Below are 26,285 nucleotides of genomic sequence, written 5' to 3' on the forward strand. Positions count from 1 at the left end.
TCGGCCGGTGGGCCAGGTACTGGGGTCTCGGGAGGGTGGGTCAGGTCAGGCGGTCACGGGTGCGGAGCCGGGGCGGTCGTGGTGCAGCACGCCCACGGGTCCGGTCCAGAGCCAGAGCGTCACGCGCTCGGTCAGCTCTTCCCGGGTCAGCGGGCTGGACTCGACGTTGCGGTGGCCGAGCCACCACTCGCCGGAACCGCGCACGAAGCCGACAGCACCGGCCGCCCAGGCGGCGGCGTCGGCCTGGGGGACGTCGGTGGCCCGCGCGAAGGGCTCGGCGACGAGCTCGATCACCGAGTCGAGATAGGCGCCGAGCGGGTGCAGGTCGACAGGCGTGGTCGGCACGGCGGCGTCGGTGGTGTCCTCGGCGGCGGTGGCGCGCCGGCCACGGCGCCCGCTCTCGACCGGAGCCGGCTCGTTGCCACCGATAGCGGTCCGGGTGACGAACCAGTAGACGTTGGGCGAGCTCTCGATCATCTCGAGGTAGACGCGCACCATCTCGCGCAACGCCATCTCGGGGTCGTCGGCGCGCTGCGCGGCGGCGCGGAGCGCGTCGTGCATCTGCATCACCACGGTCTCGGCGACGGCGAGCCGCAGGCCCGCCTTGTCGTCGAAGTACCGGTAGACGATGGACTTCGACGTCCCTGCCGCCGCGGCGATCTCGTCCATCGAGACCGCCGGTCCGAGGCGGTGCACCGCCTTGCGCGCAGCGCGGACGAGCTCTGCCCGACGGGCCGTGCGGTGGTCGTCCCAGCGGGTCGAACGACCGTCGACTCCGATGCTCATCGGTCCGCCTCCTCACCGAGACTCACTAGAGGTCTTGTGATTCGTCTCACGAGACTGAGAGTATCAGGTACTGTGAGTCCTGGGCACCACCCCGGCAAGAACCGGGTCGCGGCCCACCACGGTCTCGACAAGGCTCGACCAACGAAGCCACCTGCCCGACGACGAAGTGAGAAGGAACAGCGACGTGTCCACAACCCCCTCCCCCGTCCCGTCCACGCGCGAGGCCGTGATCATCGGCGGCAACCGCATCCCGTTCTCCCGCGCCGGCAAGAAGTACGTCCGGACCAGCAACCAGGACATGTTCACCGCAGCGTTGGAGGGGCTCGTCGCCCGGTTCGGCCTGCAGGGCGAGCGCCTGGGCGAGGTCGCCGGCGGCGCCGTGCTCAAGCACAGCAAGAACTTCAACCTGATCCGCGAGTCGGTGCTGGGCTCCTCCCTGTCGCCGGCCACCCCGGCCTACGACGTCCAGCAGGCCTGCGCCACCGGCCTCGAGGCCGCCATCGCGGTGACCAACAAGATCAAGCTGGGCCAGATCGAGTCCGCGGTCGCCGGCGGCACGGACACCGTGTCCGACGCGCCGATCGTCGTCAGCGACCGCCTGCGCGCCGCCCTCCTGGACGCCAACCACGCCAAGACCACCGGTGCGAAGCTCAAGGCACTGGCCGCGATCCGCCCCAAGGACCTGGCCCCCGCCACCCCCGGCACGGGCGAACCGCGCACGCACCTCTCCATGGGCGAGCACCAGGCCATCACGACGGCACGGTGGGGCATCTCGCGCGAGGCCCAGGACGAGGTCGCGTACAACTCGCACCAGAACCTCGCCCGCGCCTGGGAGTCGGGCTTCTTCGACGACCTGGTCACCCCGTTCAAGGGCCTGACCCGGGACGACAACCTGCGCCCCGACACGTCGCTCGAGAAGCTGGCGAAGCTCAAGCCCGTCTTCGGCACCAAGCTCGGCGGCTCGGCCACGATGACGGCCGGCAACTCCACGCCGCTGACCGACGGTGCGTCCACCGTCCTGTTCTCATCGCGGGAGTGGGCCGAGGAGCGCGACCTGCCGATCCTCGCGAAGTTCGTGGACGCCGAGACGGCCGCCGTCGACTTCGTGCACGGCCACGAGGGGCTGCTCATGGCGCCGGCCGCCGCCGTGCCGCGGATGCTCGCGCGCAACGGCCTCACCCTCGACGACATCGACTTCTTCGAGATCCACGAGGCGTTCGCCTCCACCGTGCTGACCACGCTCGCCGCCTGGGAGGACGAGGAGTACTGCCGCACCGAGCTCGGCCTCGACGGCGCGTTCGGCAAGGTCGACCGCAGCAAGCTCAACGTGAACGGCTCCTCGCTCGCCGCGGGCCACCCGTTCGCCGCGACCGGCGGGCGCATCATCGCCACCGCGGCGAAGCTGGTGGCGGCGAAGGCCGCCGAGACCGGCCGCCCGGCACGGGCGCTCATCTCGGTCTGCGCCGCCGGCGGCCTGGGTGCCGTCGCCATCGTCGAGTCCCCCTGAGGCCCTCCCCTCCCCCAGATCGGAAGGAAATTCGTGGCTGACAACTACACCAGGTTCGTGAACGGCGAGCTGGGCAAGAAACTCGCGAAGCAGCTGAACCTCCCCCGTCCGGCGGTCCTGCGCCGCTACACCCCGGACGCTCCGCTGACCGTGGGCCCCGTCCTCATCGTGTCCGACGACGCCTCGACCGCCGACGCCGATGCGCTCGCCAAGGCGTTGCTCGCCTGGGACGTCGACGTGCGCCGGTCCACCGAGGGCGCCGACGACGTCCGCTGGGGCGGCGTCGTGCTCGTCGGTACGTCCGCCGAGTCCCCCGAGGCGGTCTCCGAGTCGGTGCTCGCCCTGGGCGGCACGCTGCGCCGGCTCGCGGGCAACGGCCGCGTCGTCGTCCTGTCCCGTGCTGCGGAAACGAGCGACCCGCCGGCGCTCGCCGCGACCCGGGCCGGCTTCGAGGGCTTCACGCGTTCGATCGGCAAAGAGCTGCGGGGCGGGGCCACGGCGAACGGTGTGCAGCTGACCGGCGGTGCGGCCGTCGACTCGACCTCCGCGCTGGGCACGCTCCGCTTCTTCCTGTCCGCGAAGTCGGCGTACGTCGACGGCCAGGTGTTGCCCGTCGGACCGGCGGACGCGCTGGACGACGTCGACTGGGAGCAGCCGCTGGCGGGCAAGGTCGCCGTCGTCACCGGTGCCGCGCGTGGTATCGGCGCCGCGATCGCGCGCACCCTGGCCCGGGACGGCGCCAAGGTCGTGGTGGTGGACGTGCCCGCTGCCGGCGAGTCGCTCGCCGGCGTCGCGAACGAGATCAAGGGCACTGCCGTACAGCTGGACGTGACCGCCGCGGATGCGGGGACCAAGATCCTCGACGCCGCGAGGCACGTCGGCGGGATCGACATCCTGGTGCACAACGCGGGCATCCTGCGCGACAAGCTGCTCGCCAACATGAAGCCCGGCCAGTGGGACTCCGTCATCGCGGTGAACCTCGCCTCCCAGCTGCGCATCAACGAGCAGCTGCTGGCCGCCGGCGTCGAAGGGCTGCGCATCGTGTCGCTGGCCTCGACGTCCGGCATCGCCGGCAACAAGGGCCAGACAAACTACGCGTACTCCAAGTCCGGCGTGATCGGCCACACGGCCGCTACCGCGCCGCTCGTCGCGGAGCTGGGCGGCACGGCGAACGCCGTCGCGCCGGGGTTCATCGAGACCGAGATGACCAGGTCCATCCCGTTCGCCACGCGCGAGGTGGCGCGCCGGGTCATCCCGTCGCTCCAGCAGGGCGGGCTGCCGCTCGATGTCGCCGAAGCGATCGCGTTCCTCGCGTCGCCCGTGGCCAAGGGCGTGAACGGGCAGGTCCTGCGGGTCTGCGGTCAGTCGATGGTGGGCAAGTGACGGGAAGCGCACTGACCAGGGCGGGAGTGCCGGCGTCGTACGGCGTGACGGAGCTGGCCCGGCTGCCGAAGCTCGCCGGGCTCTTCGCCAAGGGCGCGGGTGGATCCGTCGCCAAACGGCCGCGGGGCGGCGCGGTCCGGCTCCCCCAGGTGGCCTACCAGGTGGCGGACGTCGACACCGCGGACGAGGCGGAGCATCTGGCGGCTTACCTCCGCCTGGTGGGTGAGCCGGCATCCGAGGTGCTGCCGGCGGGGTTCCTGCACGTCCTGGCGTTCCCGCTGGCCACGGCGGTGATGGTGCGCGGTGACTTCCCGCTGCCGTTGCTGGGCATGGTGCACCTGAGGAACAGCGCTCGCGTGCTCCGTCCGGTGCGCGTGGGCGAGACCCTGCTGGTGCGGGCCTGGGCGCAGGACGCCCGCGCGCACCGCCGCGGTGTCCAGGTCGACCTCGTCGCGGAGGTGCTGGTCGACGGCGAGCTCGCCTACCAGGGCGTGTCGACGTACCTCGCCAAGGGCTTCACCGCGCCCGACGGGGCCGCACCGGCCGCCGAGTCGCCGCGCGAGGAGTGGACGGCGCCCCTGCCGACCGCTCGGTGGAAGCTCGGCGGCGGGACCGGGCGGGCCTACGGCGCGGTGTCGGGCGACCAGAACCCGATCCACACGTCGAGCCTCGGCGCCAAGGCGTTCGGGTTCCCGCGGGCGATCGCCCACGGCATGTACACCGCGGCGCGTGCGCTGGCCGAGGTGGGGCCGGCCCGCCGGGGGGAGCGGTACGAGTGGACCGTCGAGTTCTTCAAGCCGGTGCTGCTGCCGGGCACCGTCGACGTGGCGATCCGCTACGCGGATGATGTGTCCTCGACGGAGCCGGTCAGCCGGGACGCGGCCGGTGCACGCGACTTCGTGTACGACGGCTGGCGGTCGGGCAAGAACACCCGCCACTTCGTCGGCAAGGTCACCGGGCTCTAAACCGGGTCCCCTCCCGCTACCCAGTGATTGCGCCCGAACCACCGCTGGTTTCGGGCGCGATCACTGGGTAGCGGACCTGGCCCCTAGCTCCGAGCCAGGCGGGGCAGCAGCAGCTCCTCCCAGAGGATCGCGCGCTTCGGGCGGAAGAAGCCCGAGTGGCCGATGCGGGTCAGGCCGTGGTCGGCGGCCCGCATCTCGACGAGCTCGACGTCCGCGTTCGGGAACTCACGGCTCCAGTACCTGATCGAGTCGGGGGAGATCAGCTCGTCGTCGGCGGTCCAGAGCGCGGTCACCGGCGTCTGGACCTTCGCGAAGCCGTCCCGGAGCTCAGGATGCTCGCTGAACAGGTAGTCCGGGTGCAGGCACCAGCGCCCCCACTGCCGCATGACGCCGCCCGGCAGATCGTCCAGGATGTGGAGCCGGCGTCCCGGGTAGTAGCCCACCGCGGCGATCGCGGCGGGCGCGATGACGCGCCACAGCAGCGGGGACCACGTCTTGATGGTCGGTGCGGCCTTGCCGCGCCAGCCGGTCCCCGAGGCCACCATCACGCACCTGTCCACACCCGCGTCGGCGAGGAAACCGAGGCTCTGGCCCCCGAACGAATGGCCTACCCAGGAGAGCGGGACCCCGGCGGCGTCGACCCGGGTGCGGGCGTGGCCCGCCGCCGCCACCGCGTCCTGGTACCAGTCCAGGGCGGTCGCCGTGGAGTCCCGCAGGGGCCCGTAGAGCTCGGGCTCCGAACCGCGGTACGAGAAGGTGAGCACCGCGAGGCCACGGTCCGCGAGCCAGGCTGCCGTGTGCCGGTAGAACCGCATCGGCATCGCCATCGCCGGCGCGATGACCACGACACCGACCGGAGCGCCGTCCGGCAGGAACCAGCGGCCGGCGACCTGCGCGCCGTCGTCGGCGGAGAAGCTCACGTCCTCGGTGATCACGTGCCGGAGGCTACCAATCCCGTGCCCTGGCGCCTCTGCCGCCCAGCGATTGCGCCCCGCACCCTGGCCCTGCCACCGTGGTCCTGCGTCACACACCGAGACGAGACGAGGCACCGTCATGATCTTCGACCCCACCGCCGTCCAGAAGTTCAGCGTCCGGGATGTGCCCGACTGGTTCCAGGTCGGTGACCACCAGGCGTACGTCGGTTACATCGCCGACGAGGACGAGGGATCCAGGCTCGGTCTGGCCTACCTCCGCTTCCGCAAGGGTGTGGAGTTCGACTTCCTCTGGGCCGACCGACGCCCAGGCCGGGCGCGAGTGGAGCGGCCCGGAGCGTCTGCCCCTGGAGTCGGAGCTCAACCCGGTGTCGATCGAGAAGGTCTGGGGCTGACATGAGCGCGAGCTGGGCCTACATCTTCGGCCAGCCGGGAGCGGATCCCGTGGCCGACCGGGTGGTGATCGAGCGCGAGGGGCAGCGCACGACGCTCGTCCCCGTACCGGACGAGTCCGCGGTCGCGGAGGTCGCCGTCGGGCTGGTCGACGAAGGCGTCGAGCTCATCGAGCTGTGCGGCGGGTTCACCGTCCAGGACGCGGCACGGGTGATCGACGCGGTGGACGGTCGGGTCCCGGTCGGGCACGTGACCTTCGGCCTCGAGTCGGTCACCGGGGCCGCGTCGTACAAGGCGCGGTTCGAGGCAGAGCACACGGGCGACTAGCGCCACCGTGGGGGACGGACGCCGGCGGCGGAGACCCGCACGTCCTCGGTGATCACGTGCCGGAGGCTATCAATCCCGTATCCTCACCACGGCGGCGAACTTCATCCGGCGGGAGGATGCCATGCTCGGTGACGTGCTCGGCCTGACGAAGCCGCAGTCCCTCGCGTACCGCGACCTGGTGGCGTCTCCGTCCCTCGACGCGACGGAGCTGGGCCGGCGGCTCGGATGCGACCCCGGAGACGCGCTGGACGTGCTCCGTGCGCTGGAGAGCCACGGGCTCGCCGCCCGGCAGAGCGCGGACGACTCCCGCTTCCAGGCGGCTCCCCCCGAGATAGCGCTGGGCGCGCTGCTCGCCCGCCGCAAGGACGAGATCCGCGCCGCACAGGTCGAGCTGATCGAGCTCGAGGAGGAGTTCCGGCGGTCGTCCGCACTGCGGCCGGCCACCGACGTCGTCGACGTGGTGCACGGAGCCGACGCCGTGAAGCACCGCATCATGCAGCTCCAGCTCGGCGCGCGCGAGACCGTCGAGTCGTTCACCAAGCCGCCCGTGTTCGTGATGCCCGCCGACGAGAACACCGCGGAGGACCAGGCCGTCGCGCGGGGCGTGCACTACCGGGTAGTGGTGGATCGCGTGTTCCTGGACACCGGTGTGCTGCGGGTGGACGACGTCGCCGCGGCGATCGAGAACGGCGAGGACGTGCGATTCTCGGAGCGGGTGCCGATCAAGCTGTTCATCATCGACCACCGCCTCGCCTTCGTGCCGATCCAGACCGTCGTCGAGGCGGGCACTGAGGGCTCCGACCTGGCACCCGACCTCGTGGGCGCGCTGATCATCCACCCGTCCGGGCTGCTGGACGCCCTGATCGCCCTCTTCGAGAGCGTGTGGCGCGATGCCACCCCGTTCGCCCGGCCGGGCGAACGCTCGGACGCGTCCGACCTCGAGCAGGAGGACAGCCGCATCCTCGCGCTCATGCTGGCCGGCCTCACCGACCAGTCGGTGGCGAACCAGCTGGGGCTCTCCCTGCGCACCGTGCAGCGTCGCGTCAAGGTGCTCATGGGCATCGCGGGCGTCTCGACCCGCATCCAGCTGGGCTGGTACGCCGCCCGTAAGGGGTGGCTGTGACGCCCTGAGCCGTGGCAGCGTGGGGCCATGACCAGACTGGCGTACATCATCCGGCCGTCGACCCCACCGACCCGCATCATCCCGCTCGCCCGTGCCGTCGAGTCCGCGGGGATCGACGAGCTCTGGTTCTGGGAGGACTGCTTCCAGACGGGCGGCATCGCCACCGCGAGCGCGGTCCTGTCCGCCACCGATCGCCTCCGGGTCGGGATCGGTGTGCTCCCGACGCCGCTGCGCAACGTCGCGCTCACCGCCATGGAGATCGCGACGGTCGACGGGATGTTCCCGGGCCGGCTCGTCCCCGGGATCGGGCACGGCGTGCAGCCCTGGATGGCTCAGGTGGGAGCCAAGGCGGCGTCCCCGCTGACCCTCATGCGGGAGTACTCGACGGCGCTGCGCGCGCTGCTCGCCGGGGAGCGTGTGACGACGTCGGGCCGCTACGTGTCCCTGGACGACGTCGCGCTCGACTGGCCACCCGCCCGGCCGGTGGCGATCCCGGTCGCGGCGACGGGACCGAGGTCGCTGCGCTTGGCGGGTGAGGCCGGTGACGGTGTGGTGCTCGAGGGCTCCGTCGGCCTGCCCAGGCTGCCCGCGGCGCTCGCCCGGGTCGCCGAGGGGAAGGCAGCCGCCGGCCGGGACGGCGTCGACCTTCCCGTGATCCAGTTCGTCTCGGGCGGCACCGGGCCCACCGCCGTCGCCCGCCTGCGGGCGGAGTTCACCGCCATGGACATGGGCGCGGACGTGGCCGACGACGCCGGCCTCGCGGCGTACGCCGTGTGGGGCGACGCTCAGGCGCTCGCCGACGGCGTGCGCCGGTACGGCGAGGCGGGCGTGGACACCGTGGCGCTCCAGCCGACGGAGGACGACCCGGACCTGGAACAGCTCATCAGTGTGGTCGGGGCCGCTCAGGAGCTCCTCGGCGCGTCGTAGCCGCCGCATCCTCGGGCGCACAGTGCGACGCCGGGGCCGCATCGTCAGGTGACGGTGCGGCCCCGGCGTCGTCGTGACCGGCCGGTCAGGCGCTCAGATGTCGCGCGGCGGCGGTGGGAACGAACCCGAGGCGCCCGGGTCCGTGCGCGGCGCGGTCCCGGGGGTGGTGCCGGGCTCTGCGGCGGGCGTGGCAGCGGCGCCACCACCCGACGAGAGGTTGCCGAGGAGGCTCTCGACCCGCGGCCGCATGGGGCCGATGAGGGCACCGCCGACACCGACGATCAGAATTCCGGCCAGGGTGGCCAGGAATGCCACGAGGACGGGCATTGTCACGGTGGTGCCGATGCCGATCTGGTTCACCGCGGCGATAATGCCCAGCGCGATGATGAAGAACGAGACCGACTTAGCAACCAGCGGGCCGTAGGAAACCCCACCCATGGAGTTGAGGATAAGGTCCTTCACGGCATTCGCGATGGCGCCCGCGATCACGACGATGACGATCGCGACGACCAGCTTCGGGAGCCACGCCACGATGTCGTTGACGATTGCGCTCACCGGGTTGGTGGGCCCGAAAGCGCTCAGCGCGAGCTGCAGCGCGATGAGCAGGATGAAGTAGTAGATGATCTTGGTGAGCAGCGAGATCGGCTCGATGCCCGACCCGGCGAGGAGCCGGTTGGCACCCGCCTTCTCCAGCACCTTGTTGAAGCCGATCCGCGTCAGGATCATCCCTACGAACCGGGCGATCGCCTTGGCGATGAAGTACCCGATGAGGAATACGATCAGGAACACGAGGAGCTTCGGGATGAAGCTTGCGACCGCGCCCAGCGCGTTCGTGAGCGGCTCCAGCCAGTCGACCTGGGTCGGCACAACAAGACCTGCACTGAGGAATGGCATAGTTCTCTCCCCCTTCGAGACTTTTCTCGTCACCTCTGCTACGCCACGGTGGCGCAGCACAAAGGTGCCGACACTCCACGAACATATGCCGGAGAAGCGCATTCTGCGCGGCGTGGCATTGCTTCTTGGGCGCACCTTTCGGCAAAGAAGGCGCATATGCGCAGGTCAGACGGTCGAGAGCGAGTTGTCGCGTTCATGAATTGAGCCAGGTCCGCTGTAGAGCGGGTGAGACATATACGGCATTTCCGCGGGTCGGTGCCGAGCGCCGTAGCCTGGCCGGATGGATGCCCTGCATGAGCGGACCGCCGTCGAGCTCCGTGACCTCCTCGCCGCCGGTGACCTCACGCCCGCGGAGGTCACCGAGCATTTTCTCGACCGGGTGGAACGGCTCGACCCGACCGTCGGAGCCTTCGCCACCGTCACCCCCGAGCTCGCCAGGGAGCGCGCAGCGGCCCTCGGGCGGGACGGTGACGGCACCGGCGGCGCACGGTCGGCGTCGGGCGGGCTGTGGGGCCTGCCCACGGGGGACAAGGACCTGTGGAACCGCGCGGGCGTGCCGACGGGATTCGGTTCACGCGCGTTCGCGGGCCTGCCGCCGGCCGCGGAGAGCGACGAGATCGTCCGGATCCTCGACGCCGCGGGTGTGGTCAGCCTGGGCAAGACGGCGGCGCCCGAGCTCGGCTTCCCCGCCTACACCGAACCGGTCGACGCCCCGCCGGCGCGCACACCGTGGGACCTGACGCGCGGCGCGGGCGGATCCAGCGGTGGTGCGGCCGCGGCGGTGGCGGCGGGCATGCTGCCGTTCGCTCCCGGCTCCGACGGCGGCGGCTCGGTCCGCATCCCCGCCGCCGCGTGCGGCGTGGTCGGCCTCAAGCCGACGCGGGGCCTGCTGCCGGCGGGCAGCGGCGTCGACTCGCTGGGCGGGCTGGTGGTGAACGGCCCGATCGCGCGCACCGTCGCGGACACCGCCCTGCTGCTCGAGGCGATGCTCCCGCGGCTCGCCGGGGGCGGCGTCGCGCATCCGTTCTCGCTGCGTGCGCCGTCGTACGAGGCGGGCGCCTATCTGGCGGCCGCGCAGCGCGCCACGCTGCTTGACCCGCGGACCGGGTGGAGCGGGCCGGAATCCGGAACCGCACGGATCGGCGTGACCACCACGTCGGCGTGGGACGAGTTCTATGCGATCACCGTGTCACCCGAGGCCAGGGCGGCCCTGGACGCGGGCGTGGGAGCCCTGACGGGGTTCGGGCACACGCTGGACGAGATGGTCCTGGCCGAGGCGCCCGAGTACGCACCGGCGTTCCGGACCCTGTGGATGGGCGGCGCGTCGGCGGTGCCGATCGACGACCCGGAGACGCTCGGCCGGCTGGAGCCGCTGACGCAGTGGCTGATCCGGTCGGGGCGCGAGGTGCCGGCGCGGCAGCTCGCCGAGGCGGTGCGCACGCTCAACGGCTACGAGCGCTCGCTGGTGGCGCAGATCAGCGTGTACGACGCGGTGGTGACGCCCGCCCTCGCGCTCACACCGCGCCCCATCGGGTGGTACGACGCCCAGGACCCCGAGCGGAACTTCGAGCAGCAGTGCCAGTACACGCCGTTCACGTCGATGCTCAACGTCGCGGGGCTGCCCGCGATCACCGTGCCGACGCACTGGACCGCGCCGACCGCCGAGGCGCCCGCAGGACTGCCGATGGGGGTCCAGATCATCGGCCGGCCGGGCGGCGAGCTCACCCTGCTGGCGCTGGCGGCACAGGTGGAGGCGGCCCTGCCGCGTCCGGCAGCATTCCCGCTCTGACCTACTCCGGGTCGGGGAGGCAGCCGAACTCGTCCTGGAAGCCCGCGGCCGCGGTGGCCAGGAGCCCCGCGAGGCCCGAGCCCTCGGGCACCGGACGGGGGTCGTCGGTCACCACCCACAGGCCGTCGACGACGTCGTAGCCGGCCTGCGGGCCCTCCGCCACCAGCCGGCCGACGGCGGCGACGAGCCGTTCGACCTCCTCGCCCGCGGTGCCGACACCGACCGAGGCGCGCACCGCCCCGGCGTCGAACCCGAGGCGGCCGAGCAGCGGGTGCGCGCAGAAGCGCCCGTCGCGCACGCCGATGCCGTGCTCCGCGGACAGGTACGCGGCGACGAGGCCCGGGTCGTAGCCGGCCACCGTGAAGGTCACGACGCCCACGGGGTCGACGGCGTCCGCCCACACGCGCACCACCTCGACGCGGTCGATCGCCTCGAGCCCGGACACGAGCCGGTGGCGCAGCGCGTTCTCGTGCGCCACGACATCTTCCGGCGCGAGCGCCGCGAGCTCCTCGCACGCCGCGGCGAGCGCCACGGCGCCGATCACGTTGGGCGAACCGGCCTCGTGCCGGGCGGGACCGTCGTGCCAGTCGGTGCCGGCGACGCGCACTCGTCGCACGGCGCCGCCACCCGCGAGGTACGGCGTGCCGGTGTCGAGCCAGTCCCGGCGGCCCACGAGCACACCCGCACCGAACGGCGCGTACGTCTTGTGCCCGGAGAAGGCGAGGTAGTCGACGCCCGTGGATTCCAGGGAGATGCGCCGGTGGGGCACGAGCTGGGCGCCGTCGAGCACCACGCGTACGCCGTACTCGTGGGCCACCGCGACGATCTCGTCGACGGGCAGCGACTCGCCCGTCACGTTGGAGGCGCCGGTGAGCGCGAGGAGCGCGTACTGGCGGTGCGCGGCGGCGTCGGCCAGCTCGTCGCGGATCTGGGTGAGCGTCTCGGCCACGGTGGAGCCGCCGGTCAGCACGGTCGCGTCGGCGCCGCGCTGCCAGGGCAGCAGGTTGGCGTGGTGCTCGACGTCGAGGACGAGCACGCGGCCGGGCTCGCCGTCGGGCTGCGCGGGGACGCAGCCGGCGAGCAGGTTCAGGGAGTCGGTGGTGTTGCGCGTGACGATCGTGAGGTCGTCGTCGCGGGCGCCGACGAACGCACCGATGGTGCGGCGGGCGGTCTCGTACAGGGCGGTGCTCACCTGGGAGAGGTAGCCCGCGCCACGGTGCACGCTGGCATAGAGGGGGAGCACCTGGGTGACCCGGTCGGCCACGGCCTGCAGCGCCGGGGCGGACGCCGCGACATCGAGGTTGGCGTAGGGGACCCGGGTGCCGTCCACGAGGGGGACGAGGGTCGCACCACCGACCACGGGGCGCAGCGGTGCGACGCCGGTCACCGCAGCGTCGCGGGTGAGAGTGGTTGCCGACATGGCGTCCTCCAGCACAGTCCTGGGGGCGATTCCCCCGCGCTTGCCACGCGCGGCTGCACGCGGCCAGGTCGTCACCCGGAGCACCCCGCCGCGGAGGGAGGGTTGCCGACCAGCGAGCCGGGGCTTGGCGCTGGCACTCATGACCTGCCGTCATCCTGGGCTGCGGCACATCCGCTGTCAACGCGCGTCTCATATTTTGGTCTCAACATATGGGCGCAAAGGTCGCCGGCGGCCGGCGCGCGCCGCCGAGTCGGAGAAGTTCCCCGTTCAGAGTGTTCGGAACGGACCGAACAAGCGGTACGCTTGCCGCATGAGCGCCATCGAGGACTTCACCGAAGAGGCCGGGCTCTTCTACGAGCGGCTCGGTCTGAGCCGCACGGCCGGCCGGGTCGTCGGGCACCTGCTCGCGTCGGACGATGACAGCGCCGACGCACCCGACCTGTGCGAACGGCTCGCCGTCGCCAAGAGCAGCATGAGCGTGGCCCTGCGCCAGCTCGACCAGGCCGGCATGGTCGAGCGATTCCGGCGTCGCGGCGAGCGCCGCGACCGCTACCGGCTCACCGACGACGTGTTCGGCCGGGCCTTCCGGGCCAAGATGGCGGAGTTCGACGCGTTCCAGGAGCTTGCCGCGCACGGCCTCGCCGCGGTGGGCGACGACCCCGGCCGGCGCAAGCGGCTGGAGAACATGCGCGACATGTATGCCTTCATGGCGGATCGCTTCCCCGCGCTCCTGGACGAGTGGGAGGCCACCCGATGAGGGTTCTCCTGGTCACCATGGGCAGCCGGGGTGACGTCGAGCCGTTCGCGGCACTCGGCCTCGAGCTCGCCCGGGCCGGCCACGAGCCGCTGCTGGCCGCACCACGCCGACTGACCGAGGACGCGGCGGCCCGCGGACTCCCGGTCGCGCCGCTCGACGATGGCGTCTTCGCCCTCCAGGAGCAGGTGGCAGGAAAGGGGGCACGGGCGTCGATCACGGCGGCCCGGTCTGCACTCCCGCTGCTCCGCCGCTGGCTCGACGACCTGGCCACGCTGCGGGACAGCGGCGCCGACGTCGTCGTCTACGCGCCCAAGACGCTCGGCGCACCCCACCTCGCGGACCTGCTCGGGGTGCCGTCGATCGCCGCGCTCCCCATCCCGCTGTTCACCCCTACCGTGCGGTTCCCGTCACCGCTCAGCCCGGTCCCGCCGCCCCGGTTCCTCAACCGGGCGAGCTGGGGACTGGCCGGAGTCATCGAGGCCCCGTACCGCCGCATGGTCCGGTCCTGGCGGTCCGAGGTGCTCGGCCTGACCGGTCCGACGACGGGACTCGCCGAGCGCGTGGCCCGCGACGGCGTCCTGCACGCGTGGAGCCCGCACCTGCTGCCCGCGCCGGACGACTGGCCGGCCGAGCTTGCGCCGACCGGGTTCTGGAGCCTGCCGCCGAACGGCCGCTGGGCGCCGTCCGAGGCGCTGGACCGGTTCCTCGATGCCGGCGAGCCGCCGGTGTACGTCGGCTTCGGCAGCATGGTCGTCAAGAACCCGGAAGCCTTCACGGATGCGGTGCTGGACGGGCTGCACCGTTCGGGGCGACGCGCGGTCCTGGCGACGGGCTGGGGTGCGCTCCGGCCCTCGCGTGTGCCGGAGACCGTCCACGTGCTCGACCAGGCACCGCACAGCCTCCTCCTGCCCCGCACGTCAGTCGCGGTGCACCACGGGGGCGTCGGCACCGTCGCGGCCGCCCTCCGGGCCGGGGTGCCCCAGGTGATCCGGCCGTTCCTGGGCGACCAGCCGTTCTGGGCGCGGCGGGTGCACGAGCTGGGGATCGGCGCCCCTGCGCTGACCGGCAAGGTCACGGCCGACCGGTTCGCCGCGGCGATCGACGACGCGGCGGGCCGGGCCGACGCGGCACGTGAGCTGGGCGCCCGGGTGGGCGAGGAGGACGGCGTCGCCACTGCGGTCACGCGGATCGAACGAACCGCCGAGAGTTGATCAGCCGGGCGCGGGTCCGGGGCCGGGTCCGGGGCCGGCTCCCGGCTCCGGGCGGCCGTTCGGCCCGGCCCGGCCCAGGCCGACCGCCGGGTCAGTCTCGCTCGGCGGCCGCGACGAGCGCGACGATCCGCTGTGCGTCCGCGCGGTACATGGCGGCGTGCTCGCGCAGCTCGGCCGGACCGCCGTCGTCGACCCGTGCCTCGGTCCAGCCGGCCAGGTCGTGCAGCTTGTCGACCATCGCGCCCAGCACCTTGGCACGCGGGTACGGGTACCCGTACGCGGTGATCAACGCGTCGAGCCGCGCCATCGGGTCCAGGTGCCCGACGCCGTAACCCACCCCCGCGAAGGCGTCACCCGACAGCGGCGTGATCCGATAGGCGAGGTAGGCCAGGTCCCGGACCCGTGGACCCGGCGCAGCGGTGTCGAGGTCGATGAGGCCCGCAAGCCGGCCGGCGCGAAAGACCATGTTGTAGGGCGCCGCGTCGTTGTGGCAGATCACCTCGGCGGGTTCGGTCGCGGGGAGCCGCCACCGGGCGTCAGCCGGGGCGAACCCCGCCGTGGCGTCGTGGAAGCGCCGCAGGAGGCGGCCGGCGTCGGCCAGGACGTCCGCGGACCAGAGCCACTCCGGGGCGGGCCACCCCGGAACGTCGCCCGGCAGGAACGAGACGACCTCCCGGCCCTGGTCGTCGAGGCCGAGCGGCTCGGGAACCTCGGCCATGCCGCGGGCACGGACGTGGGTGAGCAGGCGCTGGACGGTCGGCGTCCATGGGCCGGCCGCGCGGTGCACGGTGTCGCCGACCCGCACGACGCCGGTGGTGTTGCCGCCGGTCAGCTCGTGCTCGTCCACAGGTCTGTCCACAGCCTTTCCACACCGTTGTCCACAGCCTTCGTCATGGTCCGAGCAGTGCCAACGGAACCACTGCGATCCCGTCCTGGGGTCGACGATAAGCGAGCGGCCCGGTCGTCATCACAACGGCATCGAGAAGGTCGTCGCCCAGTTTCTCCTTCAACCAGCGGAGATGCTTCACATCCTTGTCGTTCGGCAGTCGGTTCAGCTTTACCTCGATCGCCAGCACCTTCCCGTCGTCGCGCTCCACGATGAGATCGACCTCATGCTCGCCGCCCTTGGTCCGCAGATGTAGGACGCGCGCTCGTTCGACCTCCGCATGCACACGGACGCTCAGGGCTACAAGGTGCTCGAACAAGGCACCGAGCAGCGTGCCGTCCCGGGCCACGATCTTTCCCGGCTGGGGCTTGTCGATCAGTGCGCCGGCCCCGACTCCCAACAGTCGTGCGGCAAGCGCCGGATCGGCGAGGAAATGCTTTGAGACCTGAGTAAGAGACGCCAAGCGATTCCGGCTTCCGACCCAGGCCGGCACCTCATCGAGGATCCACAGCCGTTCCAGGGTGTCACGGTAGGCAACGGTCGTCGGACGGGTCGGCTTGTCGCTGATCCCCTGTGTCGCCGCGTCCAAGATCGTCTCGTATGTCGCCGTCGTTCCCGTTGCCGCCGCATAGGCCGTCAGCCATGCCTCGAGCGCTCTCGGACGACGTACCACATGACCGAGCTCGCTGAAGTCGTGCTCGACGATCCGTGCCAGGTAGCTGTCGAGGGCGTCACGATGGTGTGTGCCTTGTCGAGTGCGAATGCCAGGAAAGCCAGAGCGAACGATCTCCTCGGCGTAGTCCCCCGGCGCGACCTCAGTGCGTCCGCCGACCTCCGCGGGCCCGTCTCTCAGCAGACCTGCGAACGAGACGGTCGGAGATTCGATCTGCCGCTCGGCAAACGACATCGGCCGCATGCGAATGCGGACGATCCGCCCTGCGCCCGAGTGAATCGTCGCCCGTGGCGTGGCTGAGCCAGTCAGGAGAAACGCGCCGGCACCTGCGCCATCGTCAACCGCCCTGCGAACGAGATCCCATGACTGCGGCATGAGCTGCCATTCGTCGATGAGGATCGGTGTCGGATCCCGGTGCAGACGGTCCGGGTCGAGCGCCAGAAGCTCCGCTTCGTCCCCACGATCGAGACGGATGGTTGTCTGCGCGAGCCGCGCAGCAGTCTTCGTTTTGCCAACTGCCTTCGGTCCCTCGATCGAGACAGCCGGCAACCCGTTGAGCATCTCGATGAGATGGGTGTCGATCGCTCTGGGTGTGTAGGTCATCTCTGACACTTCCGGTCACGCGCCGAGCATGCCGACGACAGTGGGGCCTTGGCATCCGGCCGGATCAAACTTTACATCCGGTCGGGATCAAACTTTACAACCCGTCGAACGACGCCGCCTGTCGAGACGGCATCCCACCCATCGGACTACTTGTCGTACGATCGCGAACGACCATCCCGAGCGGCCGAGTGACGTGGCACGACGACGCCGCAGCAACCCAGCGCCCCCGCCCCTGTCGACCTGGCAGGGCGAGGGCGGACGAGGGTGCTACCGCCACGACCGATGGAGGAGCACATGAGCGTCCCCGCGCACATCGAAGCCCGTACCGCCGAGGGCTACGCCGGCGACATCACGCCCCAGCAGGCCTGGGACCTGCTCGCCGCCGACCCGGGCGCCACGCTCGTGGACGTCCGCACCGAGGGCGAGTGGCAGGCGATCGGCGTCCCCGACACGACCGCGCTCGGCAGCCAGCCGGTGTTCAGTGAGTGGGTGCGGGCCGGTGGCCGCCCCAACACCCGGTTCCTGGAAGAGCTCAGAGCCGCGGGCGTCACTGCCGGACCCGTCGTCTTCCTGTGTCGCTCCGGCCAGCGCTCCATCGGCGCCGCCCGGCTCGCCACCGCCGCAGGCCTCGGCCCGTCGTACAACGTGCTCGAGGGATTCGAGGGAGCTCCGGGGGTCGACGGCGTCCGGGACCAGCAGGGCTGGAAGGTCGCCGGGCTGCCCTGGACGGAGGCGGGCGAGTGACCGTCACCGGAGCCTTCCCGCCCGACTCGGCCCCCGGGGGGTCCGGCCGCAAGCCGCTCCCCCGCAGTGTCCGCCCCGCGACCCTCGCCGTACGCGGCGGGCACCAGCGCAGCGACTTCCAGGAGACGAGCGAGGCGCTGTTCCTGACCCAGGGCTACGTCTACGACACGGCGGCGGAGGCCGAGGCCGCGTTCACCGGCGACCTCGACCGGTTCGTCTACTCGCGGTACGGCAACCCGACCGTCCACACGTTCGAGGAGCGGATCCGGCTCCTCGAGGGCGCCGAGGCCTGCTACGCGACCGCGACCGGCATGTCGGCGGTGTTCACCGCCCTGGCCGCACTCGTCAGCTCGGGGTCACGGATCGTCGCGGCCCGCGCCCTCTTCGGGTCCAGCATGGTGATCTTCCAGGACATCCTCGCCAAATGGGGCGTGCATACCGACTACGTGGACGGCCACGTGCTCTCCCAGTGGGAGGAGGCGCTCGCGACACCGGCCGACGTCGTGTTCTGCGAGACGCCGTCCAACCCGATGCAGGACATCGTGGACGTGCGCGGCGTCGTCGAGCTCGCGCACGCCGCCGGTGCGACCGTGGTGCTCGACAACGTGTTCGCCACCCCGCTGCTGCAGAAGCCGCTGGAGCTGGGCGCCGACGTGGTCGTCTACTCCGCGACCAAGCACATCGACGGACAGGGACGGGTGCTGGGCGGCGCCATCCTCGGCTCCACCGAGTACGTGACCGGGCCCGTGCAGACGTTCATCCGCAACACCGGGCCGTCGCTGTCGCCGTTCAACGCGTGGACGCTCCTCAAGGGCCTCGAGACGCTGCCGGTGCGCATCGCGGCGCAGGGCGCCGGTGCCCTGACGGTCGCGAACGCCCTGGAGGCGCTCCCCGGCGTGGGCGCGGTGCGGTACCCGTTCCTCGACTCGCACCCGCAGGCCGACCTCGCACGTGCCCAGATGAGCGGCGGCGGCACGGTCGTCACGTTCGACCTCACCGTCCCGCCGGACGCCGACGCCGAGACCGCGAAGAAGCACACCTTCGGGTTCCTCGACGCGCTCCAGGTGATCGACATCTCGAACAACCTCGGCGATGCCAAGTCCCTCATCACGCACCCCGCGACCACCACCCACCGCAAGCTCGGCGCAGCGGGAAGGGCCGCCGTCGGCATCACCGAGACGACGGTCCGCCTCTCCGTCGGCCTGGAGGACACGCAGGACCTGATCGAGGACCTCGAGCAGGCCCTGGCCCACTCCAACCGATGAGTGCTGGATATTCGTGCCCCAACAGCCCCAGAAAGCGCGAATACCCAGCACTCAGCGGGTCAGGGCGGCGGTGAGGATGTCGTGGGCGCGCCGGGTGCGACCCTCCAGCATCGCCTCGTCCGACGTCGCGATCGCGCGTGAGGCCGCCGGCGGTACGCCCTCGACCGGGTCCAGCACCTCGTCCTGCAGCGCCAGCCGGTGCTGGTCGACGTGCGACCCCCGACCGCCCGTCGACAGGCCCCACCCGAAGGGGAACAGCGGGTCGTAGCCCGCGTCGCCGACGTTGACCACCGGATCCTCCGCGGAGCGCGGCCACGAGACCGGCAGCCGGCCCGTGAACCGGCGCTCGCCGAACAGCACGTCCGCCACGCCGGCACCCTCGGTACCCGGCAGCCAGGACGCGACGAGCGCGTCGATCGACCCGAGCTGCTCGGTGACGACCTGCGGCCGGCCCGAGACGACCAGGACCACGCAGGTCTCGATCTCGGCGCAGACCCGCTCCACGACCTCTACATCGCCCGGCTGCAGCGCCATCGACTTCTCCTCCCGGGGCACACCGCCGTCCGCGGGGTCCCAGGCCCACTCGGGTCCGCCCACGTCCCCGTACCCCTCGGCGTACGGCGTCTCGCCCACCACGACGACGCCGACGTCAGCCCCGGCCGTCGACGCGGAGGCGTCCTCGCTGAACGTGACGTCCCCCGCAGCGGCCTGGATGCCCTCGAGGATCGTCGTGCCCGCCGTGACCTCGCCCGACCAGCCCTGCCACGTGCCGGTCCAGCCGCCGGCCTGGTTACCCACGTCGTCGGCGTTGCGGCCCGCCACGTAGACGCTCGCGTCGGAGTCCAGCGGCAGTGCCGCGTCATCGTTCTTGAGGAGCACCTGGGACGCGGCCACGGCCTTCCGCGCGATCGCGCGGTGCTGGTCCGAGCCGATCTTCCCGGCGTGCGAGCGGTCGGCGAAGGGCTCCTCGAAGAGGCCCAGCTCGAACTTGGCCGCGAGGATCCGGGACACGGCGTCGTCGATCCGCTCCTCGGCCACCTCGCCGTCGTGCACCGCCGCGACCAGCCGCGTGTGGAACCGCTCGAACTGCGACGGCTCCATGAACATGTCCACCCCCGCGTTCACGGCGGTGACGATCTGCCCGGTCGTGGGCGAGTCGTCCGCGAGCGGCGGGATCTGGTGGATGCCCTGGTAGTCGCTGATGACGAAACCGTCGAACCCGTGCTCGTCCTTGAGCCATCCGGTGAGCAGCTCGTCGTGGGCGTGCATCTTCACCGGGTTGCCGAGTCCGTCGTCGGTCCAGTCCATGCTGGAGTAGCTGGGCATGACCGAGCCGACGCCGGCACCGAGCGCTGCCACGTAGGGCGGCAGGTCCACCGCCTCGACGTGCGCGCGGCTCTGCTGCGTGACGCCCTGGTCCACCGGGTACTCGCCCTCACCCGTCCCGTAGGCGGTGTCGCCGTCGGCCACGAAGTGCTTGGCCGTCGCCAGCACCGACCGGTTGCTGTCCAGGTGCTTGCCCTGGAACCCGCGCACGGCGGCCGTGCCGAGCACGCTCGCGAGCGCCGGGTGCTCCCCGAACGACTCGTAGGTGCGACCCCAGCGGTCGTCGCGGACCACGCACAGGCAGGGTGCGAACGTCCACGGGATGCCGGTCGCCCGGGTCTCGGTGGCGACCATGCGCTCGGCCCGGGCCACGAGGCCCGGGTCGCGGGTGGCGCCGAGCCCGATGTTGTGGGGCAGGATCGTGGCACCGGCCAGGTTGCCGTGCCCGTGCACGGAGTCGACTCCGTAGAGCAGGGGGATCTGCAGCCGGGTCGCGAGCGCTCGCGTCTGGAAACCGTCGATCGCGTCCGCCCAGCCGGCGGGCGTGTTGTCCGCGGGTGTGGAACCGCCGCCGCTGAGGACCGAGCCGAGCCCCAGCTCCGTGACCACCGCCGGGTCGCCCGCGACGTTGGCGCGCTCCGCCTGGGTCATCTGCCCCGCCTTCTCCCGGAGCGTCATCCGGCCCACGAGGTCCGCCACACGTTCCTCCGTGGGCAGCCGCTCGTCGAGGTACGGCAGATCGTGCGCCCGCACCACGACGGTGGGCTCCGTCGACACCACGGCGTCCCCCGACTCGAGGGCCACGCGGACGGTCTCCGCCGTCTCGCCCGCCGTGGAGTTCCGGGTCTGGACGGTGAGGGTGCGTTCCGCGCCCGACGGCGTGCCGGCTGCGAACGTGAGCGTGCCCGAGCCGGCGACGTAGTCGGCGTCGACCGTGGCCGTGCCGGAGCCCGTGCGCCACCTGACGCGGACGGGCTCGGCCAGCACGGCGTTGTCCGCCACCTGCACGGTGACCGTGACGGCGGCGGTGTCGCCGTCCTCCACGAGGACGACCGGGCGCGCACCGACGACGACGTCGGCGCCCGGGCCGGCAGGAGCGGCCTGGGTGGTCGGTGCGGAGAGGAGCAGGGGCGTCACGGCGAGAGCCGCTGCGGCGAGGAATGCGAGAAGAGTGCGTGCGCGGGGGTGCTGCTCCATGCCGGCGATGGCGGACATCCGGGGGATTCCTCTCGACCTTGGGAGGTGATTTACCGATCACACACCGGAGTCCGCCCTGGCACAAGCCCTGTTGACCGCTGGATAGGGTGACGACGTGGACTCCGTTGCCCCCTTTGCGAAGATGCTGCGTGCCGAGAATCCCGGCCCGATGACGCTCGACGGCACCCGGTCGTACGTCCTGGGCGCGCCGGGAGCACGCGGCCGCGTGGTCGTGGACCCGGGCCCTTCGTTGGAACCGCACCTTGCGGCGCTGGCCACGGCCGGCCCGGTGGACCTGGTCCTCGTGACGCACCGGCACGCGGACCACACCGGTGGGCTCGCCCGGTTCCGCGAGCTGACCGGCGCGCCGTCGCGGGGCGCGCTGCCGGAGTTCTCGGTCGCCGGCCGGCGGCGCGCCGACGACGTGCGCACCGGACCGCTGGCCGACGGCGAGGTGCTCGACGTCGCCGGCCTGCGCATCGAGGTGCTGGCCACGCCGGGGCACACCGCCGACTCCGTGTGCTTCATGGTGTCGGCGGCCGACGACCCGGCGTCGGGCGGCGTGGTGCTCACCGGTGACACGGTGCTGGGGCAGGGGACCACAGTGCTCGCCGAGCCGGACGGCTCGCTCCGGGACTACCTGGCCTCGCTCGACCGGTTGAGCACGCTGCCCCACGGGCCCGGCCTGCCCGGGCACGGGCCGGTGCTCCCCGACCTCGGCGCGACGGTGCGCGCGTACCGCGAGCACCGTCTGGAACGGCTGTACCAGGTGCGTGCGGCGCTCGCGGCGCTCGCGGCGGAGCTTCCCGGCCCCGCGACCCCGCTTCCGGACACGCTCCTGGACGCGGTGACGAAGGAGGTCTACACCGACGTCGATCCGTCAGTGCTGGGCGCGGCCCGGTGGTCGGTCCGGGCACAGCTGGAGTACCTGCGGGAGGGGTGACCGCCCGGCCGCGACGCGAGTCACGGCCGGGCGAGGGCTCAGAGCGGCTTGCTCAGAGCGGCTTGCCCAGCAGCAGGAGCAGCGGGTCCTGGGGGTCGTCATGGGGCGGGAACGGCAGCACCGGCCGGTAGCCGAGCTTCACGTAGAGACGTAGCGCCTCCGGTTGGCGACGGCCGGTGCCGAGGTAGAGCGCGCGCCCACCCCGACGTCGGGCCTCGGCCTCGATCTGCCGGACCAGGGCCGTCGCGACGCCGGCGCGCCGGACCGCCGGGTCCACGAAGACGGTGCGCATCTCGAACCCTGACGGCACCGGAGCGTCGCCCGATGCTCCGATGGCCGGGAGCCCGAGGACACCCTGGAGCGGGTCGGCCGCGAGATGTTCCGGTCCCACCTGCGCCGCGATGAGCGTCGCGCATCCGGCCGGTCGACCGTCGACGGTCGCGAGGAACGTCACCAGGGCCGAGCGTCCGCGCTCGGCGTCGACGACGTCGTGCCCGCCCCGGTCCTCGACGTTCCGCACCAGCTCGGGATAGCGCTCCTGGTGGAAGGCCCACATGGCACGCCGCAGGGCCGCCGCGCCGGGATCGTTCCAGGGCACCGCGCGGATCTCCGGTGCCTCGGCCTCGGACTGCGCGGCCGGGCCGGGCTCGGGCGCGGGTGGCTCGGGCGCGGGTGGCTCGGGCTCGGGTGCGGCCGAGCCGGGCTCGGGTGCCAGCCATTTGCCGAAGCAGCGGGACCCCGGCTCGTCCGAGAACACGCCGAACGACTCGACCGGGTCGTAGCCCATCCGCAGGTAGAGCCCCAGCGACTCGGGCTGCATGAGGCCCGTCTCGAGGATCAGGTGCCGCACGCCCGCGGTGCGGGCGACGTCCTCCACCGCACTCATCAGAGTGCGGGACAGGCCGCGACCGCGGTGACCCGGCGCCACGTAGACGCGCTTGACCTCGGCCGTCCCCTCGGGGTGCCGGCCGCCCTGGTAGTCGCCCCGGCCCGACAGGTCCCGCAGCGCGGCGTGGCCGGCAGGCTCGCCGTCGACCCGGAGCAGCAGGGTCGCGAACACGTTGGACGGGTCGACCTGGTCGCGCGGGTCGGGGCCCGGCGGGCGTGGCTCGGCGCCCGGACCGGTCCCCGCGGAGGGCGCCAGGGCCGCGTACCGCTGGTCGATCTCCTGCTGCTGCTCGGCACGCAGGCGAACGGCGTCGCCGTGGTCCCAGCCGACCGTCTCGATCGCGATGTCCGCGAGAACGTCAGCGGTCATGCACGCCTGCCCGGACCAGCCCGGACGTCACGCGTGGACCAGCGACGACAACACCGACGTGAAGAACGCCAGCCCGTCGACGCCGGAGCGCGGTCCCTCGGCGGAGGCCGGGCCGAAGCCCGGCTCGACCGCGTGCTCGGGGTGCGGCATGAGCCCCACCACGTTGCCGCGATCGTTGGTGATGCCCGCGATGTCGCGGCGCGACCCGTTCGGGTTCCAGCCGTCGTAGCGGAAGACGACGCGTCCCTCGCCCTCGAGCTCGTCGAGCGTGCGCTCGTCGGCGACGAACTGGCCATCCTGGTTCTTCAGCGGGATCTTGATCTGCTGGCCGCGGCGGAACTCGTTGGTCCAGGCGGTGCGCGCGTTCTCGACGATCATCGACTGCTCCCGGCACACGAAGTGCAGGTGGTCGTTCTTGACCATCGAGCCGGGCAGCAGGTGCGCCTCGGTCAGGACCTGGAAGCCGTTGCAGATGCCGAGCACCGGCATACCGCCGTTGGCGGCGTCGACCACCGCGGTCATCGCCGGGGCGAACCGGCTGATCGCGCCGGCGCGCAGGTAGTCGCCGTAGGAGAAGCCGCCGGGCAGCACCACGGCGTCGACGTCCTGGAGCGACGCGTCCGCGTGCCACAGGGACACGGCCTCGGCGCCGGCCAGACGCACGGCGCGCGCGGCGTCACGGTCGTCGAGGGTGCCGGGGAAGGTGATCACACCGATCCGGGCGCCGTTGATCCCCGGCACCGGCGCGGCGGCCGGCGTCGGCTCGATCGCCGACATCAGGCACCCACCGGTGCGCCGCTCGCCTCACCGGAGACCTCGGCGGGATCGGTGGCCTCGGCGACGGACACGACGTCCTCGATCACCGGGTTGGACAGCAGGGTGGCTGCTGCTTCCTGCGCGGCGGCGAGGATCTCCGGCGTCACCTCACCGTCCACCTCAAGCTCGAACCGCTTGCCCTGACGCACACCCGAGAACTGGGTGAAGCCGAGGCGCGGCAGCGCTCCGACAACAGCCTTACCCTGGGGGTCCAGGATCTCGGGCTTGGGCATGACCTCGACGACGACGCGTCCCACGAAGGCTCCTTGAAGGTGAGGGAATTCCGGGGAGAGTCTACTGGCGCAACGGAGTGCCTCGCTGTCCAGGGACAGTGACCTGCGCCGCGCCCGCCGACGGTCCCGCACGGCCGCCCGGATGAGAGAGCTCTCATCCGGGTCTCCTCATCACCTCATCCGCTCGCGGAACCGTATGCGAATCCGCACCACGCAGGACGTGGCCACGCAGGACTCAAAGGAGAACTTCTGTGCACACTCGAGCCGCCGTCGCCCTCGGGCTGGAGCACCGCCCCGTCGCGGGACTCTTCGGCATGCTGATCACGGTCGCCCTCGGGCTGAACCTGATCTTCCTCACGCACTCGTTCCTGGGTGTCCCCGAGTGGCCCGGGTTCGTGTTCGCGCTCGAGCGCGGTGTGCCAGAGGTGGTCGGGTACGTGTTCACGGCCTGGGCGGCGGGGCTCGCGCTGTATCTCGCCGTCTCGCACCGGCAGCCGGTGCTCGCCGGATGGTCCGCGGTCTTCGTCGTGCTCCTCGCGGACGACTACTTCATGCTGCACGAGCGCATGGCCAAGGTAGTCTCCGCGAACGTCACCATCCCATACCCGTACGGGCAGCCGGTGGGCGAGATCGTCTGGCTCGCGGCCATCGGGACCCTGCTGCTCACGGTCATCGCCGCGGGCCACCGGTTCGCCCCGCCGGAGTGGCGTGCGGTGTCCCGGGTGCTCACGGCGCTCCTCGCCCTCCTCGTACTGTGCGGCGTCGGCATCGACGCAGTGCACGGTTTCACGACGAACCGGGGCGTCTGGCACGTGATCCTCAGCTCGCTGGAGGACGGCGGCGAGATCCTGATGCTCGCCGTCACCGTCACGTTCCTCTACGGCGTCGCGTTCTGCGAGCACCGGCCGACGCCGGAGACGTTGGCGCGGCGACGAGCGGCGGCCCTCCTACCACCTGCCAGGCGACGTCGACCAGGTCGCTCGGACTAGCTGAGCGGGGCGGTGGCGTCAGACCGTCAGGTACTGGTCCGCCCAGGCACTGATGATCCGGGCAGCGCGCTTGGCCTGACCGGGCGCGGTCAGCAGGTGGTCGGCGCCCTCCAGCGACACGAACGAACGCGGGTGCCGGGCCTCCTGGAAGATCTCCCCGGCGTTCGAGATGTCCACCGTGCTGTCCGTGGGCGAATGCATCACCAGCAGCGGCGAGTCCATCTCGCGGATCTTCGACCGCAGGTCGGCCCGGCGGACATCCTCGACGAAGTGCCGCTTCAGTGTCAGGGCACGCCCACCCACCATCCACTGGGCGTGTCCGTCGGCGAACACCCGGCCCAGGACGGCGTCGTAGTTGTGCTCCGCGTGCCGCGGCTCGACGGGCGCCCCGATCGTCGCGACAGCCTGCACGCCCGGGATCTCCTTGGCGGCGGCGATCGCGGCGGCCCCGCCGAACGAGTGCCCCACCAGGAGGTGCACCGGCCGGCCCTGGTCGGCCATGAACCGGGCCGCCTGCACCGTGTCCGCGACCTTGTGCGTGAAGGACCCGTCACCCCAGTCGCCCTCGGAGTCGCCGAGGCCCAGGTTGTCGAAGCGCAGCATCCCGATGCCCTCGCTCGCGAGCTGCTTGCAGATCCGCGCCGCTGCCGGCGAGTCCTTGCCCAGCGTGAACCCGTGCGAGAACACGCCCCAGCCGCGCACCTCGCCATCGGGCAGATCGACGATGCCCGCGAGACGCGGCCCGGACATGCTCTCGAACGTGACGCGCTCAGCCACGGTCACTCCTCTCTCGACGAAGCGACGATGTTAGCTCCACCCGAGTTTCCAGGAGATGACGCCGCCGTGCAGCAAGACGGCGGCGGGCCAGGGTGCCGGGGGCCGAGGCGGCCGAAACGCACATCGGTCGTTGTTCGGGAGATTGATCGAGGGGACTCGGC

Annotated in this window: 25 protein-coding genes and 1 riboswitch; of the genes, 14 read left to right on the forward strand and 11 right to left on the reverse strand. The window is 72.0% G+C overall.

Annotated elements, in window-relative coordinates; all coding sequences use genetic code 11:
* Positions 1-45: 45 nt before the first annotated feature.
* A complete protein-coding gene (locus ACFSL2_RS16000) occupies positions 46-786 on the reverse strand; it encodes a TetR/AcrR family transcriptional regulator (RefSeq protein WP_377198781.1) in 741 nt (246 codons plus the stop codon).
* A gap of 184 nt (positions 787-970) precedes the next feature.
* Between ACFSL2_RS16000 and ACFSL2_RS16005 the strand changes: the two genes are divergently transcribed.
* Genes ACFSL2_RS16005 through ACFSL2_RS16015 form a run of 3 tightly spaced genes read left to right on the forward strand, consistent with a single transcriptional unit; the run spans position 971 to position 4,641 of the window.
* Complete coding sequence (locus ACFSL2_RS16005; protein WP_377198782.1) at positions 971-2,293, forward strand: acetyl-CoA C-acetyltransferase; 1,323 nt, start codon at positions 971-973, stop codon at positions 2,291-2,293.
* 33 nt (positions 2,294-2,326) lie between these two features.
* Complete coding sequence (locus tag ACFSL2_RS16010) at positions 2,327-3,676, forward strand: 3-oxoacyl-ACP reductase (RefSeq protein WP_377198783.1); 1,350 nt, start codon at positions 2,327-2,329, stop codon at positions 3,674-3,676.
* Complete coding sequence (locus ACFSL2_RS16015; RefSeq protein WP_377198784.1) at positions 3,673-4,641, forward strand: MaoC/PaaZ C-terminal domain-containing protein; 969 nt, start codon at positions 3,673-3,675, stop codon at positions 4,639-4,641. Before ACFSL2_RS16010 ends, ACFSL2_RS16015 begins: the two co-directional genes overlap by 4 nt.
* A gap of 83 nt (positions 4,642-4,724) precedes the next feature.
* Here ACFSL2_RS16015 and ACFSL2_RS16020 read toward each other — a convergent pair whose 3' ends face one another.
* Positions 4,725-5,576, reverse strand: a complete 852-nt coding sequence (locus ACFSL2_RS16020; RefSeq protein WP_377198785.1) for an alpha/beta hydrolase family protein — start codon at positions 5,574-5,576, stop codon at positions 4,725-4,727.
* A 118-nt stretch (positions 5,577-5,694) separates the two neighbouring features.
* On the opposite strand from ACFSL2_RS16020, the gene ACFSL2_RS16025 reads away from it, so the two are divergent.
* The 4 genes from ACFSL2_RS16025 to ACFSL2_RS16040 all read left to right on the forward strand — a co-directional run bounded on the left by ACFSL2_RS16025 (position 5,695) and on the right by ACFSL2_RS16040 (position 8,343).
* A complete protein-coding gene (locus ACFSL2_RS16025) occupies positions 5,695-5,973 on the forward strand; it encodes a hypothetical protein (protein ID WP_377198786.1) in 279 nt (92 codons plus the stop codon).
* Entirely contained in the window at positions 5,970-6,293 is a 324-nt protein-coding gene (locus ACFSL2_RS16030) for a DUF6506 family protein (protein ID WP_377198787.1), read from the forward strand. Before ACFSL2_RS16025 ends, ACFSL2_RS16030 begins: the two co-directional genes overlap by 4 nt.
* A gap of 121 nt (positions 6,294-6,414) precedes the next feature.
* Positions 6,415-7,416, forward strand: a complete 1,002-nt coding sequence (locus ACFSL2_RS16035; protein WP_377198788.1) for a helix-turn-helix domain-containing protein — start codon at positions 6,415-6,417, stop codon at positions 7,414-7,416.
* A gap of 27 nt (positions 7,417-7,443) precedes the next feature.
* Positions 7,444-8,343, forward strand: coding sequence for an LLM class flavin-dependent oxidoreductase (locus ACFSL2_RS16040; RefSeq protein ID WP_377198789.1), 900 nt, complete (start codon positions 7,444-7,446; stop codon positions 8,341-8,343).
* A 93-nt stretch (positions 8,344-8,436) separates the two neighbouring features.
* On the opposite strand, the gene ACFSL2_RS16045 is transcribed toward ACFSL2_RS16040, so the two are convergent.
* Positions 8,437-9,210 carry a mechanosensitive ion channel family protein gene (locus ACFSL2_RS16045; RefSeq protein WP_377198790.1) on the reverse strand — a complete coding sequence of 258 codons (774 nt, stop codon included), beginning with the start codon at positions 9,208-9,210 and terminating at the stop codon, positions 8,437-8,439.
* Positions 9,211-9,517: 307 nt separating this feature from the next.
* Here ACFSL2_RS16045 and ACFSL2_RS16050 point away from each other — a divergent pair, with 307 nt between their 5' ends.
* Entirely contained in the window at positions 9,518-11,026 is a 1,509-nt protein-coding gene (locus tag ACFSL2_RS16050; protein ID WP_377198791.1) for an amidase, read from the forward strand.
* Between the two features lies 1 nt (position 11,027).
* On the opposite strand, the gene ACFSL2_RS16055 is transcribed toward ACFSL2_RS16050, so the two are convergent.
* The gene (locus ACFSL2_RS16055) at positions 11,028-12,446 is read right to left on the reverse strand and encodes an aminotransferase class V-fold PLP-dependent enzyme (protein ID WP_377198792.1); all 1,419 of its coding nucleotides are present in this window, start codon (positions 12,444-12,446) and stop codon (positions 11,028-11,030) included.
* Between the two features lie 31 nt (positions 12,447-12,477).
* A riboswitch (SAM riboswitch) is annotated at positions 12,478-12,591 on the reverse strand.
* 165 nt (positions 12,592-12,756) lie between these two features.
* Between ACFSL2_RS16055 and ACFSL2_RS16060 the strand changes: the two genes are divergently transcribed.
* Both ACFSL2_RS16060 and ACFSL2_RS16065 read left to right on the forward strand, forming a co-directional pair.
* Positions 12,757-13,203 (forward strand): MarR family transcriptional regulator, encoded by a 447-nt coding sequence (locus ACFSL2_RS16060; protein WP_377198793.1) that lies wholly within the window; start codon positions 12,757-12,759, stop codon positions 13,201-13,203.
* Positions 13,200-14,414, forward strand: coding sequence for a glycosyltransferase (locus tag ACFSL2_RS16065; protein WP_377198794.1), 1,215 nt, complete (start codon positions 13,200-13,202; stop codon positions 14,412-14,414). The genes ACFSL2_RS16060 and ACFSL2_RS16065 overlap by 4 nt, the downstream gene beginning before the upstream one ends.
* Before the next feature lie 91 nt (positions 14,415-14,505).
* Here ACFSL2_RS16065 and ACFSL2_RS16070 read toward each other — a convergent pair whose 3' ends face one another.
* Positions 14,506-15,273, reverse strand: coding sequence for a phosphotransferase enzyme family protein (locus ACFSL2_RS16070; RefSeq protein WP_377198795.1), 768 nt, complete (start codon positions 15,271-15,273; stop codon positions 14,506-14,508).
* A gap of 31 nt (positions 15,274-15,304) precedes the next feature.
* A complete protein-coding gene (locus ACFSL2_RS16075) occupies positions 15,305-16,576 on the reverse strand; it encodes an ATP-binding protein (RefSeq protein WP_377198796.1) in 1,272 nt (423 codons plus the stop codon).
* Positions 16,577-16,870: 294 nt separating this feature from the next.
* On the opposite strand from ACFSL2_RS16075, the gene ACFSL2_RS16080 reads away from it, so the two are divergent.
* Positions 16,871-17,320: a rhodanese-like domain-containing protein gene (locus tag ACFSL2_RS16080; RefSeq protein ID WP_377198797.1), complete on the forward strand. Its 450-nt coding sequence runs from the start codon at positions 16,871-16,873 to the stop codon at positions 17,318-17,320.
* Entirely contained in the window at positions 17,317-18,585 is a 1,269-nt protein-coding gene (locus tag ACFSL2_RS16085) for an O-succinylhomoserine sulfhydrylase (RefSeq protein ID WP_377198798.1), read from the forward strand. Before ACFSL2_RS16080 ends, ACFSL2_RS16085 begins: the two co-directional genes overlap by 4 nt.
* Before the next feature lie 51 nt (positions 18,586-18,636).
* Here the strand turns inward: ACFSL2_RS16085 and ACFSL2_RS16090 are convergent, their stop codons facing one another.
* Positions 18,637-21,126 carry a glycoside hydrolase family 3 N-terminal domain-containing protein gene (locus ACFSL2_RS16090; RefSeq protein WP_377198799.1) on the reverse strand — a complete coding sequence of 830 codons (2,490 nt, stop codon included), beginning with the start codon at positions 21,124-21,126 and terminating at the stop codon, positions 18,637-18,639.
* A 124-nt stretch (positions 21,127-21,250) separates the two neighbouring features.
* Here ACFSL2_RS16090 and ACFSL2_RS16095 point away from each other — a divergent pair, with 124 nt between their 5' ends.
* Positions 21,251-22,051: an MBL fold metallo-hydrolase gene (locus ACFSL2_RS16095; RefSeq protein WP_377200837.1), complete on the forward strand. Its 801-nt coding sequence runs from the start codon at positions 21,251-21,253 to the stop codon at positions 22,049-22,051.
* Positions 22,052-22,103: 52 nt separating this feature from the next.
* Here ACFSL2_RS16095 and ACFSL2_RS16100 read toward each other — a convergent pair whose 3' ends face one another.
* From ACFSL2_RS16100 to purS, 3 genes are read right to left on the reverse strand one after another with little or no spacing between them, the layout of a single operon-like run.
* The gene (locus ACFSL2_RS16100) at positions 22,104-23,309 is read right to left on the reverse strand and encodes a GNAT family N-acetyltransferase (protein WP_377198800.1); all 1,206 of its coding nucleotides are present in this window, start codon (positions 23,307-23,309) and stop codon (positions 22,104-22,106) included.
* 27 nt (positions 23,310-23,336) lie between these two features.
* On the reverse strand, positions 23,337-24,086 hold the full coding sequence (gene purQ, locus ACFSL2_RS16105) for a phosphoribosylformylglycinamidine synthase subunit PurQ (RefSeq protein WP_377198801.1): 750 nt from the start codon (positions 24,084-24,086) through the stop codon (positions 23,337-23,339).
* Positions 24,086-24,382 carry a phosphoribosylformylglycinamidine synthase subunit PurS gene (purS, locus tag ACFSL2_RS16110; protein ID WP_377198802.1) on the reverse strand — a complete coding sequence of 99 codons (297 nt, stop codon included), beginning with the start codon at positions 24,380-24,382 and terminating at the stop codon, positions 24,086-24,088. Before purS ends, purQ begins: the two co-directional genes overlap by 1 nt.
* A gap of 227 nt (positions 24,383-24,609) precedes the next feature.
* On the opposite strand from purS, the gene ACFSL2_RS16115 reads away from it, so the two are divergent.
* Positions 24,610-25,347 carry a hypothetical protein gene (locus ACFSL2_RS16115; protein ID WP_377198803.1) on the forward strand — a complete coding sequence of 246 codons (738 nt, stop codon included), beginning with the start codon at positions 24,610-24,612 and terminating at the stop codon, positions 25,345-25,347.
* Positions 25,348-25,365: 18 nt separating this feature from the next.
* On the opposite strand, the gene ACFSL2_RS16120 is transcribed toward ACFSL2_RS16115, so the two are convergent.
* On the reverse strand, positions 25,366-26,130 hold the full coding sequence (locus tag ACFSL2_RS16120) for an alpha/beta hydrolase family protein (RefSeq protein ID WP_377198804.1): 765 nt from the start codon (positions 26,128-26,130) through the stop codon (positions 25,366-25,368).
* Positions 26,131-26,285 lie beyond the last annotated feature (155 nt).

Origin of the sequence: Promicromonospora aerolata (assembly GCF_042682255.1) — a bacterium.
Lineage (GTDB): Bacteria > Actinomycetota > Actinomycetes > Actinomycetales > Cellulomonadaceae > Promicromonospora > Promicromonospora aerolata.